Raw genomic sequence first — 18,115 nt, 5'->3', positions numbered from 1 at the left:
ATTTCGCCAGCGTCGCCAACGGCCTGGGTGAATCGCGCGGCACAGGTCCGGGGGCGTTCGGCCACAGCGCCGAATCGCGGACCTGTTCGGAAATTCATCCGCCCACCCGATATCGACGACATGACGACGCCGTCGACATTGGGCGGTCATTCTCCCGTTGCGCGAAATCCTGGAAATGATTTCCTCGCCCGGCGTGCCAAGATGCGGGACGCTGGGAGACGAGGGGAATTCTGCATGACTTTGCCCGTGCCAACGCTCGATCACGTCGTCATCAACGCGCGCGACGACATGGACCGCGCTGCCGACGTCTACCGCCGGCTGGGCTTCACGCTCACCGAACGCGGCTACCATTCGCTGGGCTCGATGAACCACCTCGCCATGTTCGGCACCGACTACCTCGAGCTGATCGCCATTCCCAAGAGCGCCTCCTCGGGCCGCCTCGACCTCCTCACCTATTCCGCCGGCCTGAACGGCCTGGTGTTCGGCTCCGAGGATTCGGCCGTCACCTACGCCGCCCTCGCCAAGGCCAACCTGCCCTTCGACCCGCCGGTCGAGTTCACGCGGCCGGTGAAGATCGGTGGCAAGGAATATGACGCCCGCTTCCGCACGGTGCGCATGAAGGCTGGCGTCGTGCCCTATGGCCGCATCTATTACTGTCATCACTTCACGCGCGAGCTGGTGTGGCGCGACGAATGGCGCCATCACGCCAACGGCACCGTGGCCGTGGCCCGCGCCCTGATCGTCGAGCCCGATCCGGCGGCGGCGGCCAAGCTCTATGCCGACATGTTCGGCACCGACAGCGTGCGCGATATCCCGGGCGGAAAGACTGTGATCGTCGGCAACTCGCGCTTCGACATCGTCACCGAGCCGACGCTCAAGGCCGAGTTCGGCGCCTCTGTCCCCGAAGCCGAGGGACGCAAGGCTTACATGGCCGGCCTCAGCTTCCGTACGACCTCGCTCGCCAAGGCGGCCCGCGCCTTGCACGCCGGCAAGATCGAGGGCGTGGTGCAGGACAAGAACCGCGTCGTCGTCCCGGCCAAGCAGGCCTTCAACGCCGTTCTGGAGTTCGTCGAGTAGATGGTCGAGATCCCCTACGACAACCAGGGCGATGCCATCTCGCGCGACGTGCCGGGCGAGGCGCTGGCGCTGATCGACGCCGGCGGCAACGGGAGCGACCGGACGTACAGCTATGCCGACATCCGGCGGCTGAGCGGTGCGGTGGCCCGTGGCCTCCTGAAGCGCGGCCTGAAGCGCGGCGACCGCGTCGCCATCCTGTCCGCCAACCGCGCTGAATTTCTGCTCACCTTCCTCGGCACCATGCAGGCGGGCCTCGTCTCCGTGCCGGTGAACTACAAGCTGCCGGCCGAGACGGTGGCCTACATCGTGGGTGACTGCGACGCCAAGCTGGTGATCGGCGACGACGCGCGCCTGCCATTGGCCCCCGACAGCGTCCCCAAGATCTCCTTCGACAAGGACTTCCCCGCCCTCTTGGATGAGGGGCCGTTCGCGCCGATCAAGATGCAGCCCGGCGAACCGGCGCTGTTCCTCTACACCTCGGGCTCGACCGGGCGGCCCAAGGGCGTGGTGCTGTCGCACTATTCCCACCTCTGGGCGATCAGCCAGCGGACACGGCGCGCAGCGCCGCTCGGCCAGCGCGCCCTGATCGCCGCGCCGCTCTATCACATGAACGGTCTCGCCATGTGCCAGACCACCTTTTCGCACGGGGATACCGTCGTGCTGCTGCCGCAGTTCACGACCAGGGGCTATGTCGAGGCTGCTGCCCGGCATCGCGTGGCCTTCCTCACCTCGGTGCCGACCATGATCGCCATGCTGCTGCGCGAGCGCGAGCTGCTGGCCAGCCACGACCTGTCGGCAGTCGAGGCCGTGCGCATGGGCTCGGCGCCGATCACCCAGGCGTTGATCGACCAGGTGCGCGCCGTGTTTCCCAAGGCGGTGATCAGCAACGGCTACGGCACCACCGAAGCGGGGCCCGTCGTCTTCGGGCCGCACCCCAAGGGCATCCCGCAGCCCGAACTCTCGACCGGCTATCCGCATCCCGAGGTACAGCTCCGCCTGGTGCGCGACGGCCGGGAAGTAGAGGACGAGGGAGCGCTCGAGATGAAGTGCGGCGCGCTGATGACGCACTATCACAAGCTGCCCGAGGTCACGGCCAGGGCGATGACGCCCGACGGCTATTACCGCACCAGCGACGTGTTCCGCCGCGACGGGAACGGCTTCTTCTACTTCGTCGGCCGCGTCGACGACATGTTCGTCTGCGGCGGCGAGAACATCTATCCCGGCGAGGTCGAGAAGATGCTGGAGCGTCATCCCGGCATCCATCAGGCAGCCGTCATCGCCGTCCCCGACGAGCTGAAGGGCCACAAGCCGATCGCCTTCGTGGTGCGGACGAACGGAACCGACCTCGACGAACAGGCCATCAAGACCTACGCGCTGGCCAATGCGCCCGCCTATCAGCATCCGCGCCGCGTCTTCTTCGTCGACGAGATGCCGCTCGCCGGCACCAACAAGATCGACAAGCGCGTGCTTGCCCGACAGATTCCCACTGGAGACGTGTGACAATGAAAGCTGCTGTCGTCCGCGAGCATGGCGCACCGGACCGCCTGAATTTCGAGACCGACTTCCCCGATCCCCAGCCCGGCCCGGGCGACGTGATCGTTGCCGTGAAGGCGGCGTCGCTCAACTACCACGACGTCTTCACCCGCCGCGGCATGCCCGGCATCAAGGTGCCGATGCCCTGCATCATGGGCCTCGATGTCGCCGGCGAAATCGCCGAAGTCGGCGCCGGCGTGACCGGTTGGCGCAAGGGCGACCGCGTCCTGGTCGATCCGATCAACCGGATCGAGGGCGGCCTGATGGGCGAGACCATCCATGGCGGCCTGGCCGAGCTTTGCCGCGCCAAAGCCCATCAACTCGTCAAGATACCCGAGGGCGTGTCGTTCTCCGACGCCGCCGCGCTGCCCGTCGCCTACGGCACGGCGCTGCGCATGATGCGCACCAACGGCCATGTCGCCGCGGGCGAGAAAGTGCTGATCCTGGGCGCCTCGGGCGGCGTCGGCGTGTGCTGCGTGCAGCTCGCCAAGATCGCCGGCGCCGAGGTGATCGCCTGTGCCGGCACCGACGCCAAGGCCAAGCGCCTGGCGGCACTCGGCGCCGACAAGACCATCAACTACGTCGAGAAGGACTTCATGAAGGAAGTCTTCGCGATGTACGGCAAGCCGACGCGGCGCGGCGCCGGCACCGATCAGGGCGTCGACGTGGTGGTGAACTACACCGGCGGCGACACCTGGGTGAAGTCGATGAAGTGCCTGAAGGTGGGCGGCCGCCTGCTGACCTGCGGCGCCACCGCAGGCTACGACCCGCAGGAGGACATCCGCTTCATCTGGACCTTCGAGCTGAAGGTGCTGGGCTCCAACGGCTGGGCGCGCTCCGACATCGTGACGCTCCTGGAAATGGTCCAGCAGGGCAAGCTCAAGGTGCTGGTCGACAAGATTTATAGGCTCGAGGAGGCGCGCGAAGCCTTGCGTGTCATCGAGGACCGGGAAGTCTTCGGCAAGATCGTGGTGGCGCCATGACCGACGCGCCAAAGCCCCTGAGCGGGGACGAACTGCAGGCGATGCTCGACAATTCGCCCTTCATCGCCTTCCTCGGCCTGAAAGTCACCGAGGCCGATCCGGCCAGGGAGCTGGTCACCATGAGCTGCGCCATGCGGCCGGAATTCGAACGCGGCAAGGGCACCGGCCAGTGGCATGGCGGGCCGATCGCCGCGATCATCGATACCGTCGGCGACTACGCGCTGATCATGGCGCTGCGCCGCGGCCTGCCGACCATCAACTTCCGCGTCGACTATCTCAGGCCGGCGATCAAGACGGCGCTCACCACCACGGCGCGCGTGCGCCGCGCCGGCAAGAGCGTCGGCCTGGTCGATGTCGACATGTTCAACGACCAGAAGGCGCTGGTCGCCGTCGGCCGCGCCACCTACTCGACGTTGGCCGGCTGACCCAAGGTTCGGCTATGATCGGGCCCAAGCCGATGCGCCTTTCTTCCCTCGTCCTCGCCACGCTTCTGTTCTCGTCCGGGATCGCCGCCGCCCAGACGATGGCGTTCGACTGTCCCGATCCCGGCACGACCTTCACTTACGACAGCGGCGTCAAAGTCACCTCGCGCGGCCGCGATGGCGTGGACTGCAACATGGACCGCTTGGGCGGCAAGCCCTTCAAGCTGCGCGCGCTCCTGTTCGACAATCCCTCGCCGGACGGCGCCGACACCTCGGCCTATATCGCGGCACTCCGGCCCGAGCGCCTGTGGCCGCTGGAAGTCGGCAGGAAGATCGAGGCGCGCTACAGCGTGGGCGGCAGCACCTGGAACTATACGCTCACGGTCGTGCGCACCGAGAAGCGCACCGGCCCCCAGGACAAGATGATCGACACCTTCGTGATCGAGATGAACGAGCATGGCGACAAGGGCCAGCGCTCGGTCTCGCGCTGGTGGATCTCGCCCGCCGACAAGTTCGCCATCCGCTACGACTTCAGCGACGGCAGCAAAGCCAACCGCGCCGTGGTGACCGAGGTCACGCGCTAGGGTCACGCGTCGACGCTGGCCCAACGCGCGAAAATTGGCCCAGATCGGCGGCAAGATTTTCGGCCGTCCGCGCGCCGGAAAGCCAATAAATCCAGTCTTTTCGCCCACTCATTGGGCCCACCTGAAACGCGCGCGTGTTGAGCCCCGCGTTGGGCCAGACTTCGGGATAAGCCCTATTTCATAGGCTTTTACGCGACTCCCGGATTTCTTTGATAACGCATGCCCCGGCGCACCTGTGTCCAGGCGTCGTTCAAGTGTCTGTTCGCACGTCGTTATTCGGCGTGGCGTTGAGACGGGGTCATTTTTGGGACTGTCCATGGGTCAGGACCCGTGGCGGCTGCACCCTCACGCTCATTTTGCGTCGTACCCGCGGCGTGCGCGGGCGGGTCATGCCAAAGAAACGGCCGGCGCAGTCCAAGCGCCAGCCTACAGGAAATATAGCCTAAAACCTGCTGAACTTGCAAATTGCCGGTGCTGCTTGCAGTGCTGTCAAACCACCGATCCGGGATCGGTGTTGGCGCCGCAGACCAGCGTCGCCACCCGCTCGCCCGCCACCGGCTTGTAGGCACCGGCCATCAACGCCGCGAGGCCGGTGGCGCCGGCCGGCTCGGCCACGATGCGCAGTTCTTCCCACAGCGCGCGCTGGGCGGCACGAACGGCGTCGTCGCTGACGAGCACCGAGTCTCGCACCAGCTTCTGCGCCACCTCGAAGTTGGGCACCCCGATGCGGCTGGCGCCCAGCGCATCGGCAGCGATGCCGGAGATTTTGACGTCGACCGGCCGGCCAGCCTTCAGCGCCTCGTGCAGCGTCGGCGTGCCTTCAGTCTCGACGGCCACGATCCTGGTCGCGGCACCGATGGCCGCGGCGCAGCCGGCGATCAGGCCGCCGCCGCCCACCGCGACCAGCAGCGTGTCGAATTTGGCCTGTTCGGCGAATTCCAGCGCGACGCTGCCCGCGCCCGCGAACACCACCGGGTCTTCATAGGCCGGCACGATCAGCGCGCCGGTCTCGGCCGCGCGCTTCTCCGAGGCGGCCCGCGCCTCGGCATAGACGGCGCCGATCTGATGGACGACCGCGCCGTAGGTTTTCAGCCGCGCCACCTTGGTCGGTGAGGCGACGGTGGGCACGAAGATCTCGGCCTTGTGGCCCAGCGCCCGGGCGGCATAGGCCGCGGCGGCCCCGTGGTTGCCGCCCGAGGCCGCGACGATGCCGGCATCAGGGACCTTGGAGGCCAGCAGCTTGTGGAAGGCGCCCCGCCCCTTGAACGAGCCGCTGAGCTGCAGCGATTCCAGTTTCAGTGCCAGTGGTGCGGCGATGCCGAGTGCACCCGATGCGAGCTCGATCACGGGCGTGCGGCGCACATGCGGGCGGATGAGGCCCCAGGCGGCCTCGACGTCGGTACGGGAGATCATTTCACGTTCTTTTCATCTCATTCTCCTCCCCCGTCATACGGGGGAGGTGGCCCGCAGGGCCGGAGGGGTCGAAGGCAAAGGTATGGGGTTCATGACCCCTCCGTCCCCTTCGGGGACACCTCCCCCGCGAAGCTAGGGCTATCGCATATGGCCTAAAAGGTCGTAGCAGCTCGCGTTTTGAGCAGAAGCGAAGGATCCCTCACTTCGTTCGGGATGACACTATTGCTGGGATTTGCGCAGTACGCTGATGCAGAGAACGGTGTCATCCCGAACGAAGTGAGGGATCCTTAAATCATATGCGATAGCCCTACCCGCGAAGCGGGGGAGGAGAAGAAAGAGAGTCACTTACGGCAGGTCGGAAGGTGACGCAGATAGTGGTCGAAATCCGGCGTTTGCGCCTGCGGGTCCTTCGCCTCCTCGTCATAGCGCCGGAGACGCACCGCCTCGGCATGGAAGGGATTGGCGCGGAAGGCCGCGATCTCGTCGGCCGACATCAGGCCACCCTGCAGTTCCAGGCTGCGCACCGAGTCGGGCGCGAGCTTGCCGAAATAGTCGGACTCGATGGTGCAGAGATAGCGCTTGGCGGCGACATGCAGGCGCACGGGCTCGCTGACGGCGGGGCCGAAACGCTCCGCCAGCCATTTGGCGCCCAGTTCCTCGTGCACGTCGTCGACGCCGCGCGCGGCCGGGTCCTCGCCCAGGTGGTGGATCATGTGGCCGACATCGTGCAGCAGCGAAGCGAGCACGGTGGCGGGCGTGGCCGCGTCGGCCTCGGCCAGGGCCGCGGCCTGCAGCGCGTGCTGAAGCTGGTTGATCTCGCTCAAGCCATAGCGTCGCGTGGCGCGGCCGACGAAGATTTCCAGAAGTTCCTGGCGGACAGGATCGCTCACGGGGGTATCGCTCATGCGCCCTTTTTAGCATGAACCGGCGCGTAGCCGGGAATCGTGGAGAGCGCTTTTTCCAGCGGGTCCGGCTGCCACGCGCGCGTAACAAAATCGCCATGCATGTCGAGGCCGCCGGTGGCCACGAACGCCGCCGTACCGGGCGACAGCGTCCGGGGAACGCTGCGGGTAAAAGGAATGCGGCGCTTGGCCAGCAGGCCCTGGAGCGTGGCGTTCTCTTCCTTGGTGGAGTCGGTGTAGGCGCTCAGCAGAAACGCCTGGCGCCGGCGCGCCGCGAACCAGGTGGCGAACTTGTCCTCGTCGCCATAGAGCGCGTCCATCAGGATCACGCCCTTGATGCGATGGTTGGCGCCACCGCGCTCCAGCGCATAGGCGGCGGAGAGATAACCGCCGCTGTAGGCCACGATCACAACCGAGGCGAGATTGAATCCGCGGCCGGCGCTGCGTTGACCGTAGAGCCGCATCAGCCGTTCCGCGGCCTCGTCGAGATATTTGGCGAAATGGCCGCCGCGCCAGAAATTGCCGGCGCTGGAATCGCCGGCGTCGAGCGCGAGCTGCGGTGCCACCAGGGCGATGTTGAGGCCCGTGTCGGCCACCTGCCGCGGCACGGCCTGACGCACCATCACGTCGCGTTCGAGCGTGGCGCCCTGGCCGTGGAGATAAAGCACGATCAGGACCGGCCGCGCCGGATCGAAGCCCGGTGGCAAATAGAGCAACGAGCGACGGTCGCTGTAGGTCGCATCCTCCCAGTAGACATCGCCGCGCAGGCTCGTGTGGCCGCGTCGCTTGCCGTCGCGGGCGTCGAGGAAGGGTCTGGTCGTGTTGGGAATGAAGCCGCGATAGGGAAACGGCGAGGCGTTGAAGTCGACCAGCTGGGTTTTCGCCTCGCGCGGGGGCGGAGGCGGCGGCGGCTTCTTCGCCGCCGGCTTGGACTGGTGCTTGCTTTGCGCGCGCGCGGCCGTGGGCATCAGGATCGCCCCGGCCAGCAGCGCACGGCGCTTCACGCCGCCGAGGGCCGCCCCACCCCCGTTGCCTGGGGCTGGAGCGGCATCAGGACGGAGAAGAAGGCAGGCAAGGCGATCAGGTAGGCGAAGGCACCCACCAGCACGACAGCGGGCAGGCCGAAGCTGGTGGCCACGATCGGCACCAGGGCGGCGCCGATCACCGAGAAGCAGCCGTTTATGCCCCAGGCCCACAGAAACATGTGGTCCTTGCCGAGGCGGCCGAGCGTGGTCATCGCCGTCGGCATGGGGAACCCCATCAGGAAGGCGGGCGGAAACAGCAGCAGCATGCAGAGCGCGATGCGGAGCGCATAGGGCAAGGTGCCGATCCAGTCGAGCGCGTAGTCGATGGTGAAGGCGTAGAGCGCCAGGATCGCGAAGATGGCGAGGAAGACCTTGGGCATGAAGGTGCGTGCCCGGTCGAGATAGCGCTCCGAGAAGAAGCTGCCGCAGCCCGAGAACACCAGCATGCCGGTGATCAGCACCGACGCCGACACCGTGGCGTTGGAGAGCGCCAGGATGAAGTGCGAGATCATGCCGACCTCGACGATGATGTAGCCGAGGCCAAGGCAGAGGAAATAGAGCATCGTGCCGGCCTTGCCGGGATAGCGGCTGAAGATCGTGCGCCAGCCGAAGATCACGGGGAGCAGCACGAGGGTGAGCGCGAAGATCGTGGCGATGCCCAGCGTCGCCCACAGCAGCAGATAGCCCCATTCATCCTGCACCAGCTCGAGCCGGTCGGTGAACTTCAAGAGGTCGCCCACCTTGATGTAGGCGGCGAAGTACGGCTGGTGGTTGGTCAGGATGCGGGTGTCGAACACGTAGTTGTCCGCCACTTCCTTCTGCCAGCCGCCGTTGATCAGATAGTGCCAGGCGAGCCGGCCCAGCACGGTGGCGGGCACCTTGGCGGTCGGCGGCGTGCCGTCAGCCTTCGCTTCGGTGGGAGCGCCCGGAGCACCGGGCGGCGGCTTGTCGTTCGGCTCCTTCTCCGAGGGTCCCGTGGGATCGGCCTGCTCGCCCGTGAAGAAGAACTGGTCGTGATAGTCGGAGAGGATCTGTTTCAGGTCGGAGGTGTCGACTTTCAGGCCGGGATAGTAGATCTCGTCGAACGACATCGCCTTGGTGTGGGCGTTGAGCTCGGCCACTTCCTGGGGCGTAAAGCCGTCGCGCTTGTAGAGCACGGTCGCGGTCGAGAGGTAGGACGAGACGACGTAGAATTTCTGCGCGACGTCCTTGCCTCCATCAACGTCACGCGCCGCGGCCACCATGGTGGCGTAGAGTTTCAGCACCGACTTGGGCGGCTCTTCCTTGTTCCACAAGGTGACCGAAAGGATGCCTCCGGGCGTGAGCGCGCGCATGTAGGCGCTCATGGCCTCCCGCGTATAGGAATACTTCTCGACGATGGAGAAGCCGCCCGGACTCGAGAGGCCCGCCGAATCGGCCAGCGACAGGTCGATGATGTCGTAGCGGTTCTTCGTGCCGGCGACATAGAGGCGGCCGTCATAGTCGATGACGGTGACCTTGGGGTTGTTCAGCACGTCGCCGGTGAAGGCGCGCAGCCCCCTGTCCTCGCGAAACGCCGTCAGCAGCGCGGGATTGCCCTCGGCCACGGTCACGTGCCTGGACCCCGACTTCAGCGCCACCGCGGTGGAGATGCCGCCGCCGAACTGCACGACGAAGGTGTTGGGATCCTTCTTCAGCAGGTACGGATAGAACATCGGCAGATACCGGAAATACGGCGTCTCGTCGGCCGGCAGATCCTTTATGACGCCCGCCGGCCCCTCGGAGTCGATGTAGAGGCCGAGATAGGCGTTCTCCGGCATTTTTTTGACATTGAAGGCGGCGTTGTCGGACTGGCCCGGGGCAAAATGCAGATAGGAGCTGGAATAGACCTCGAGATAGCCGAACGGCGAGGCGCGCTCGTAGGTGCGCTGCGCGTCCGGAAATTTACGGGCGTAGGACACGCCCTTGTAGTCCGAGACCGAGAGCTTGGGGATGCCGAGCAGCGGCGGCGCCGCGTAATGCACGGCGGCCGACAGGACCGCCACGCCCACGATGACCGCGATGCCGCGCCGGTCGCCCATCGCCACGAACCACAGAACGCCACCGGCCAGCCACAGCAGCAGCGGCGCCATGATGAGGTCGTCGGGCTTGAAGAAGTACATGGCGAGCAGCACGGAAAGCCCGCACAGGCCCGAGCCCACGAGGTCGGCGAAGTAGACGCGGTTAAAGGTCTTCTGCGCCTTCAGGAAGACGACGCCGAGATAGAGCGCGCCGGCCAGGAACGGCATGAAGTAGAGCACGAAGTTGGCGAGCAGCCGCCACTTCTGCATCGGGTCGGAGATCAGGAAGATGGCGTTGAACGGCACCTGCTGGGCAGCGAGGTTGCAGACCACCATCAGCGGCCCGAAGGCCAGCAGCGCACCCTTGACCGCGCCTTCCCAGTGGCGCTCGAACCAGCCCTTGCCGACGCACATGACCGCGCTGGTGAGGCCGAAGCCGAACATGGCGAGGCTGACGACCAGCGAGCCGAAATGGGCCCAGCTGCCGACCGAGAACACCCGCATGATGCCGATCTGCAGCGCGATGATGCTGCCGGCGACGAGGCCTACGGACAAATAGAAGGAAAGCGACGGACGATTGTCGAGATCGACGGAGACGGTCAAAGGGAGGGGGCTCCGTTGTTGTTGGGCCGTCGTTGCGGCCGATCAGGGCCGCGCATTCATGGCGCGGCCCTGTAGCGTAGGCGTATCGACGTCAGCGGTTGTGCGTGCCGGCGATCTTGTCGCCGTCGAGCTTGGTGAAGGGCACGAAGGGCACGATCTTGCCGCCGTAGATGTCCTCGCGGCTGGTGGTGATTGAGCCGTCGGCGCCTTGGGTCTTGGCGACCTTGAGCACGCGCTGGGCGCCCGGGGGGCCGACCGGAATGACCATGAGGCCGCCGGCCTTGAGCTGCTGCAACAGCGGCGGCGGCACGTGATCGATGCCGCAGGTCACGATGATCTTGTCGAAGGGCGCCGCCTGTTCCCAGCCGTAGTAGCCGTCGGCGGCCTTGGTCTTGATGTGCTTGTACTCGGTGTAGCCCTTGTCGATCAGCTTGTCGTACAGCGCGCGCGTGCGGGCGGCGAGCGGCGCGATGATCTCGATCGTGTAGGCATTCTCGGTGAGATTGGCGATATAGGCCGACTGCACGCCCGAGCCGGTGCCGATCTCGAGCACCTTTTCGCCGCGCTTGACGTCAATGACGTTGGTCATGCGGCCCTGGATGTGCGGGCCGGACATGGTGACGCCATAGCCGATGTCGAGGAAGGCATGTTCGTAGGCACGCTTGTGGATCGCCGCACTGATCGAAGCGAATTCTTCACGCGGCGTCAGGAGGAAGGCGCGGATGGTGGCCGCACCCCAGACGTCCTTGTTCTTCAGCAGCGCCTGGAAGCGGTCCCACCGCTGGCCGAGGAACACGGAATCCTCGCCGCGCGCCTTGCCCCAGGCGATGAAGTTTTCGCGGGTGTCGGTTGGCGGGTTGAGATCCCAGCTGTAGGGCTTGATGCTCGCGGCGACTGCCGGCGAGCCGAAACCGGCCGCGGCGAGCGCCGCGGTGCCGGAGACGAAAGTGCGCCTCTTCAAGATAGTCCTCCTTGGCGCGGACCCCGTGAGAGGGGGGGGCGAACCCGCCGGAAGAGCCCGGCGAATCGGGGGCAGCCGCACAGCGACTAGATACGGGAATTGTGGCGGATTTGCCAGTGGGCCCGTGGTACGGCACGCGCCCGATGAGTAGAGAACCGTGAGGAAACGATGATCCGCCGCCTTTCCCGTCGCACTGCCGTTCGTTTGGCCACGGGCGCCGCCGCTGCCCTGCCCGCCGCCGCCCTGCTGCCCCGGACTCTGGGCGCCCAGTCGAGCGGCTCGTCGCCCTGGAAGCCCACCCAGGGCGTCAAGATCGTCGTCCCGGCGGCTCCCGGAGGCACCACCGACATCGTGGCCCGCCTGCTGGCCGCCCACCTGCAGCAGGCCTGGGGCCAGACCTGCGTGGTCGAGAACAAGTCGGGTGCCGGTGGCGTCATCGGCTCCAACGAGGTGGTCAAGTCCGCGCCCGACGGCCACACCATCCTGATGGGCAACATCGGCCCGCAGTCGATCGGCTACTCGCTCTACCGCAACATGCCCTACACGCCGGCCAGCCTGATCCCGGTGTCGTGCGTGCTGACCGCGCCCAACGTGCTGGTGGTGCACCCCTCGGTGCCGGCCAAGACGGTGCCGGAATTCGTCGCCTGGCTGAAGGCGCAGAACGGCAAGGTGTCCTATGCCTCGTCGGGCACCGGCCAATCGCCGCACCTGTCGGGCGCCTGGTTCCTCCAGCTCACCGGCACCAAGGCCGAGCATATTCCCTACCGCGGCGCGGCACCTGCACTGCAGGACCTGATGGCCGGCGTCACCTCGTACTTCTTCGACAACCTCACGACCTCCATCGAATTCGTCCGCGCGGGCAAGCTGCGCGCGCTCGGGCTCACCTCGAAGGAGCGCAACCCGATGACGCCCGAGTTGGTGCCGATCTGCGAGACCATGCCCGAGCTGAAGCCGTTCGACGTCTCGACCTGGTTCGGCGTCTTCCTGCCCGCCAACACACCCAAGCCGGCCGTCGACTCGCTCAATGCCCAGATGAAGGCCTGGCTGGACGGCGAGAAGACCAAGGAGCGCTTCAAGACCATGGCGGGCTTCCCCGCCTACGGTACGCCCGAGCAGTTCAGCGGCTTCGTCAACGCCCAGATCGCCCAATGGAAGGGCGTGATCGACAAGGAAGGCCTCAAGCTCGACGTGAACTAAGCCCCCCTTCCGGCGCTACGCGCCACCTTCCCCCGCAGACGGGGGAAGGGAAGCCTCTTCTGCTCCCCCGTCTCGGGGGAGGTGCCCCGCGCCGGCGCTGTTTACAGCGCCTTTGGCGGAGGGGGTCACATGATCTGGTTCACGACGCCGCCGTCGACGCGCATGGCGGCGCCCGAGGTGCCTGACGCCGCCTCGCTGCAGAGATAGACGCCAAGGGCCGCCACCTCGTCGGCGCTGGTGAAGCGGCGGATCAGCGAGGTCGGCCTGTGGTCGCGCAGGAAGGCCGCCTCGATCTCGGCCACCGTCACGCCGGCTGCCTTCGCCCGCTCGGCGCGCAGCCGGTCGGTGTTCTCGGTGTGCGTCGGGCCCGGCAGCAGGGCGTTCACCGTCACCCCCGTGCCGGCGAGCTCCATGGCGAAGCCGTGGCTGACCGAGAGCTGGGCGGTCTTGGTCATGCCGTAGTGGATCATCTCGGGCGGGATGTTGAGCGCCGATTCGCTCGACACGAAAAGGACACGGCCCCAGCCGCGGCGGGCCATGCCCGGGGCATAGTGACGGGTGAAGCGGATGCCGCTCATGACATTGACCTCGAAGAAGCGCCGCCATTCGCCATCGTCGATCTCGAAGGCGGGCTTGCGCCCGTAGATGCCGAGATTGTTCACCAGCACGTCGAGCTCGGGAACGCGCGCAAACACCGCATCAGCCCCTTCAGCGGTCGCGCAGTCGGCGGCGATGCCGGTCACCTTGGCCTCGGGCACCGAATCGCGCAGGCGTTTCAAGGCGGCGTCGATGCCCGCCTGGGTGCGGCCGGTCAGGACGACATGCGCGCCTTCGGCGGCGAGGCCCTTGGCGATTGCGTAGCCGATACCTGCGGTCGAGCCGGTCACCAGTGCGTGCTTGCTGCCCAGACCCAGTTCCATCCCGTCCTCACGTGTACTTTCTGACGTCGTCGATCACCTTGCCGTCGTTGGGCAGGCTGCCAGGCTTGGCGAACTCGACCTTGCCGCCGACCTTGCAGACCGTGCGAACCGTGGCCTCCAGCGCCGCGCCAAGCGCCGGCGCGGTGTCGGCGCTCTCGACCTTGAGCGTCATGACGTCGGCCTGGTTCACCCAGTCGATCACCAGGCGCAGGCGGCCGAGCCCGGGGTGCTTCTTCGCGATCTCGGCGATCTGCTCCGGATCGACGAACATGCCGCGCACCTTGGTGCGCTGGTCGGCGCGGCCCATCCAGCCTTTTATGCGCATGTTGGTGCGCCCGCACGGGCTCGGGCCCGCCAGCACCGCCGACATGTCGCCGGTGCCGAAGCGGATCAGCGGATAGGCGCGGTTGAAGGTAGTGACGACCACCTCGCCGACGTCGCCCTCGGGCACCGGATCGCCGGTTCCCGGCTGCACGATCTCGACGATCACACCCTCGTCGACGGTCATGCCCTGAATGGATTCGGACTCGTAGGCGATGGTGCCGAGATCGGCCGTGCCGTAGCTCTGCAGGCAGGTCATGCCCTTGTCGATGAACATCTGACGCAGTGACGGCGGCAGCGCCTCGGCGCCGACGAAGGCATGTTTCAGCGAGGAGATGTCCTTGCCCAACTCCGCCGCCTTCTCGATCAGGATTTTCAGGAACGAGGGCGTGCCGACATAGCCAGAGGGCCGGATCGCGGCGATGGCGTCGAGCTGCAGCTCGGTGTTGCCGACGCCGCCCGGCACCACGGCGCAGCCGAGTGCCCGCAGCGCCGACTCCATCATGATGCCGGCCGGGGTCAGGTGATAGGAGAAGGTGTTGTAGACGACGTCGCCGGGCCGGAAACCGCCGGCATGCATGGCCCGCGCGCCGCGGAAATAGTCGGGCTCGTCGGTGTCGATCTCGAAGATCGGGCCGGGCGACATGAAGACGTGGCGCACCTTGCTCATCGGCACGGTGATCAGGCCACCCATCGGCGGGTTCTTCTTCTGCACCTCGCCGAGCACCGACTTGCGCAGCACCGGTAGCCTCGCGAGCGCCGCGCGCGAGGTGACCTCAGCCGGATCGACGTCTTTCAGCCACGCCGCGAAGAACGGCGCGTTGGCCTTGGCGTGGGCGATCTGCTGCGGCAGCGCCTGCATCAGCGCCTTTTCGCGCTCGGCGGGCGAACGGGTTTCCAGCGTGTCGTAGTGCTTGGACATGGCTTTCGACATGGGTTTCCTCGGTCTTTTGCCGACCGTAGAACCCCGCTCCCCGCCTTGCAACGGCAAGGCATCAGCATAATATCAGAGTACGAATATCATGGAGCCGTCATGTCTCACGTCCGCATCGCCTACGACACGTTCCAGAAGACCGCCCCCGCCGCCCAGGCCGCTTTGCTCGCGATGGGCAAGACCGCCGACGAGTCGGGCCTCGACAAGGAGATCGTCGAGCTGGTCAAGCTCCGCGTCTCGCAGATCAACAACTGCGCCTTCTGCCTGCAAATCCATCTCAACGTCTCACGCAAGCTCGGCATCGCCCAGGAGAAGCTCGACCTGGTGGCGACCTGGCCCGAGGCCGGCATCTTCTCCGAGCGCGAGTGCGCCGCGCTCGCCTGGGCCGAGGCGCTGACAAATCTGGCCGGCCGCGGCGTCTCAGACGCAACCTATGAAGCCGTCCGCAAGTACTTCAGTGAAAGCGAGCTCGTGTTCCTGAGCACCGCCATCGCCACCATCAACGCCTGGAACCGGCTGGGGGCGGCCTTCCGCTTCGCGCCGCCGATCCCGAGGAAGGCGGCGGCCAGCAAGGCAGCCTGAGAGCCCTTACCTCGCGGGTAATTGCCCGCACGCTGGCCGGCAGGGAAGCTGGCCGCATGTGGACTTCGCTCGCCTTCGCCGTCGTCGGCGCCATTCACCTGATGCCGATCGCGCCGGTGTTCGTGCCCGAGACGCTCACCCGCCTCTATGGCATCACCCCGGGCGACTCGACGCTGCTGGTGCTGTTGCGCCACCGCGCGCTCCTGCTGGCGCTGGTCGGCATCCTCTGCCTGTGGGCAAGCTGGTCGGCGCCGGTGCGTCCCGCCGCCCTGCTGGCCGCGGCGATCAACATCCTGGGCTTCCTGGGCTTTTACGCGCTCTACGGCAATCCGGCCGGCACCTTGCGCACCATTGCCATCGCCGACCTCATTGCGCTGCCGCCCCTTGCCTTTGCGGCATGGAGCACGCTCGTCCGTTCGTAGAGCGCCCCTAGAGCCAGCGCTTGCGCCGGCGGTAGTGCTTGACGTCGCGGAACGAGCGGCGGCCTTCGCCGCCGATGCCGAGGTAGAATTCCTTCACGTCCTCGTTCTCGCGCAAGGCGGTGGCATTGCCGTCGAGCACAACGCGGCCATTCTCCAGGATGTAACCGTAGTGGGCATAGCGCAGCGCCACGTTGGTGTTCTGTTCGGCCAGCAGGATGGAAACCTTTTCCCGCTCGTTGAGGTTCTTCACGATCTCGAAGATCTCCTCGACGAGCTGCGGCGCCAGCCCCATCGACGGCTCGTCGAGCAGGATGGTGGTGGGCCGGCTCATGAGCGCCCGGCCGATCGCCACCATCTGCTGCTCGCCACCCGAGGTGTAGCCCGCCTGGCTGGTCCGGCGGTCCCTGAGGCGCGGAAAGTAGTGATAGACCTTCTCCAGGTCGTCGGCGATCTGGCGGCGCTTGCTGCCGTGGATGAAGGCGCCGGTCAGCAGGTTCTCCTCGACCGTGAGATGGCCGAAGCAGTGCCTCCCCTCCATCACCTGGATGACGCCGCGCCGCACCAGGTCGTTGGGCGTGAGGCCATCGACCCGCTCGCCGCGGCAATGGACGTGGCCCTTGGTGACCTCGCCGCGCTCGGTGCGCAGCAGGTTGGAAATCGCCTTCAAGGTCGTCGACTTGCCGGCACCGTTGCCGCCGAGCAGCGCCACGATGCCGCCCTCCGGCACCGACAACGAGACGCCCTTCAGCACGAGGATGACGTGATTGTAAATCACCTCGATGTTGGCCACGTCGATGACGTTGATCGACGTGGCAGGGACGGACGCTGTTACAGGTGCCGGAGCGGGGTTCATTGACGAGGCTCAGCTCTCCTTGGAGCAGTCGCGGACGGGAAGCTTCTTCTCGTCGGCGTACTTCTTGGCCGCGGCGTCGACCATCGGCTTCAGCACCTTGTCGTCAGACTGATACCAGTCGGAGACCACGACCCACTTGGCGCCGTCCCACTGTTGGACGCGGCCGGCGCGCGTGCCTTCGTGATCCTGGCACGTCACCTTGAGCGGCTGCAGCATGCCATCGAAGCCGAGCTCCTTGAGCCGTGCGGCGCTGAGTTCGAGATTCTCGATGCCCCAGCGGACCTGTTCGCCGGTCAGCGGCTTCTTGCCGAACTTGGTCTGCGCCTTGCGGATCGACTCGACGCCCAGCATGGCGTTGACCAGGCCGCGGTTATAGAGGACCTCGCCGACCTCGTCCCACTTCGCCGAGCCCTTGCCCTTGTCGTAGAGGAACTTCTTGAGGTCGGCATGGACGCCGAACTGGCCGGCGCCGTGCTGCAGCATGGCGGAATGGTAGCCCTTGGCGCCGCCCTCGGCCGGGCGGACATCGGGCTCGGCGCCCGACCACCACACGCCGAACATCTTGTCGCGCGGGAAGCCGACCGCGGCCGCTTCCTTGATCGACGTCGAGTTCATGACGCCCCAGCCCCACAGCAGGACATAGTCCGGCCGGTTCTGGCGGATCTGCAGCCACGTCGCCTTCTGCTCGACACCGGGATGGGTGACGGGCATCGGCGTGAACGTGAACCCGTGCATCTTGGCACGCTGTTCCAGCAGCGCGATCGGCTCCTTGCCGTAGGGCGAGTCGTGATAGACCAGCACGATCTTCTTGCCCTTGAGCTTGTCGAAGCCGCCCTCCTTGAGGGCGATGTGCTGCATGATGATGTCGGCGGCCGACCAGTAGGTGCCGAGCAGCGGGAAGTTCCACTGGAACACGCTGCCGTCGCGCGATTCGGAGCGGCCATAGCCCATCGAGATCACCGGGATCTTGTCGATCGGCGCCTTTTCGGTCAGCGCGAAGGTGATGCCCGTGCTGAGCGGGTTGACGTAGGCGGCACCGGTCGGGCCCTTGTTCTTGAGGCGCTCGTAGCACTCGACGCCACGGTCGGTGGCGTAGCCGGTGTCACACTCCTCATAGAGAATCTTGACGCCGTTGATGCCGCCGTCGCGCTCGTTGACGAGCGCATAGTAGTCGGCGACGCCGTTGGCGAACGGGATGCCGTTCGGCGCGTAGGCACCGGTTCGGTAGATCAGGCCCGGAATGAACTGCTCGTTCTGGGCCTGGGCGGCCGATGCGAACGCCAATCCCGCCGCCGCGATAGACGCGCCCAGAAGCACTGCCTTGCGTAGTGTCATCGTGTTCCT

General features: G+C 66.4%; 17 protein-coding genes. 8 read left to right on the top strand and 9 right to left on the bottom strand.

What is annotated here, in order from left to right:
* Positions 1–234: 234 nt before the first annotated feature.
* From EPO55_RS01895 to EPO55_RS01875, 5 genes are read left to right on the top strand one after another with little or no spacing between them, the layout of a single operon-like run.
* Entirely contained in the window at positions 235–1,077 is an 843-nt protein-coding gene (locus EPO55_RS01895) for a VOC family protein (protein WP_296334689.1), read from the top strand.
* Positions 1,078–2,577, top strand: coding sequence for a class I adenylate-forming enzyme family protein (locus EPO55_RS01890; RefSeq protein WP_296334688.1), 1,500 nt, complete (start codon positions 1,078–1,080; stop codon positions 2,575–2,577).
* 2 nt (positions 2,578–2,579) lie between these two features.
* Positions 2,580–3,593 (top strand): zinc-binding dehydrogenase, encoded by a 1,014-nt coding sequence (locus tag EPO55_RS01885; RefSeq protein ID WP_296334687.1) that lies wholly within the window; start codon positions 2,580–2,582, stop codon positions 3,591–3,593.
* The gene (locus EPO55_RS01880; protein ID WP_296334686.1) at positions 3,590–4,018 is read left to right on the top strand and encodes a PaaI family thioesterase; all 429 of its coding nucleotides are present in this window, start codon (positions 3,590–3,592) and stop codon (positions 4,016–4,018) included. Before EPO55_RS01885 ends, EPO55_RS01880 begins: the two co-directional genes overlap by 4 nt.
* Positions 4,019–4,050: 32 nt before the next feature.
* Positions 4,051–4,599, top strand: coding sequence for a hypothetical protein (locus EPO55_RS01875; protein ID WP_296334685.1), 549 nt, complete (start codon positions 4,051–4,053; stop codon positions 4,597–4,599).
* 489 nt (positions 4,600–5,088) lie between these two features.
* On the opposite strand, the gene EPO55_RS01870 is transcribed toward EPO55_RS01875, so the two are convergent.
* The 5 genes from EPO55_RS01870 to EPO55_RS01850 form a co-directional block, all read right to left on the bottom strand.
* A complete protein-coding gene (locus EPO55_RS01870) occupies positions 5,089–6,012 on the bottom strand; it encodes a serine/threonine dehydratase (protein WP_296334684.1) in 924 nt (307 codons plus the stop codon).
* 341 nt (positions 6,013–6,353) lie between these two features.
* A complete protein-coding gene (locus EPO55_RS01865; RefSeq protein ID WP_296334683.1) occupies positions 6,354–6,917 on the bottom strand; it encodes an HD domain-containing protein in 564 nt (187 codons plus the stop codon).
* Positions 6,914–7,918 (bottom strand): alpha/beta hydrolase, encoded by a 1,005-nt coding sequence (locus EPO55_RS01860; protein ID WP_296334682.1) that lies wholly within the window; start codon positions 7,916–7,918, stop codon positions 6,914–6,916. Before EPO55_RS01860 ends, EPO55_RS01865 begins: the two co-directional genes overlap by 4 nt.
* Positions 7,915–10,581, bottom strand: coding sequence for a hypothetical protein (locus tag EPO55_RS01855; protein WP_296334681.1), 2,667 nt, complete (start codon positions 10,579–10,581; stop codon positions 7,915–7,917). The genes EPO55_RS01860 and EPO55_RS01855 overlap by 4 nt, the downstream gene beginning before the upstream one ends.
* A gap of 91 nt (positions 10,582–10,672) precedes the next feature.
* Positions 10,673–11,542, bottom strand: coding sequence for a protein-L-isoaspartate O-methyltransferase (locus tag EPO55_RS01850; RefSeq protein WP_296334680.1), 870 nt, complete (start codon positions 11,540–11,542; stop codon positions 10,673–10,675).
* Positions 11,543–11,710: 168 nt separating this feature from the next.
* Here EPO55_RS01850 and EPO55_RS01845 point away from each other — a divergent pair, with 168 nt between their 5' ends.
* Positions 11,711–12,739, top strand: a complete 1,029-nt coding sequence (locus EPO55_RS01845; protein WP_296334679.1) for a tripartite tricarboxylate transporter substrate binding protein — start codon at positions 11,711–11,713, stop codon at positions 12,737–12,739.
* A 125-nt stretch (positions 12,740–12,864) separates the two neighbouring features.
* On the opposite strand, the gene EPO55_RS01840 is transcribed toward EPO55_RS01845, so the two are convergent.
* Positions 12,865–13,659, bottom strand: a complete 795-nt coding sequence (locus EPO55_RS01840; protein ID WP_296334678.1) for an SDR family NAD(P)-dependent oxidoreductase — start codon at positions 13,657–13,659, stop codon at positions 12,865–12,867.
* Between the two features lie 7 nt (positions 13,660–13,666).
* On the bottom strand, positions 13,667–14,902 hold the full coding sequence (locus tag EPO55_RS01835) for an AMP-binding protein (RefSeq protein WP_296334750.1): 1,236 nt from the start codon (positions 14,900–14,902) through the stop codon (positions 13,667–13,669).
* Between the two features lie 111 nt (positions 14,903–15,013).
* Here EPO55_RS01835 and EPO55_RS01830 point away from each other — a divergent pair, with 111 nt between their 5' ends.
* Entirely contained in the window at positions 15,014–15,496 is a 483-nt protein-coding gene (locus EPO55_RS01830; protein ID WP_296334677.1) for a carboxymuconolactone decarboxylase family protein, read from the top strand.
* A gap of 56 nt (positions 15,497–15,552) precedes the next feature.
* The gene (locus tag EPO55_RS01825; protein ID WP_296334676.1) at positions 15,553–15,918 is read left to right on the top strand and encodes a hypothetical protein; all 366 of its coding nucleotides are present in this window, start codon (positions 15,553–15,555) and stop codon (positions 15,916–15,918) included.
* A gap of 7 nt (positions 15,919–15,925) precedes the next feature.
* Here EPO55_RS01825 and EPO55_RS01820 read toward each other — a convergent pair whose 3' ends face one another.
* Complete coding sequence (locus tag EPO55_RS01820) at positions 15,926–16,771, bottom strand: ABC transporter ATP-binding protein (protein ID WP_296334675.1); 846 nt, start codon at positions 16,769–16,771, stop codon at positions 15,926–15,928.
* Positions 16,772–16,780: 9 nt separating this feature from the next.
* Positions 16,781–18,106: an ABC transporter substrate-binding protein gene (locus tag EPO55_RS01815; RefSeq protein WP_296334674.1), complete on the bottom strand. Its 1,326-nt coding sequence runs from the start codon at positions 18,104–18,106 to the stop codon at positions 16,781–16,783.
* Positions 18,107–18,115: the final 9 nt, after the last annotated feature.

The sequence above is a fragment of the Reyranella sp. genome (assembly GCF_004296935.1).
In the GTDB taxonomy this organism is placed as follows: Bacteria; Pseudomonadota; Alphaproteobacteria; order Reyranellales; family Reyranellaceae; genus Reyranella.
This window is presented reverse-complemented; position numbering and strand designations above follow the sequence as displayed.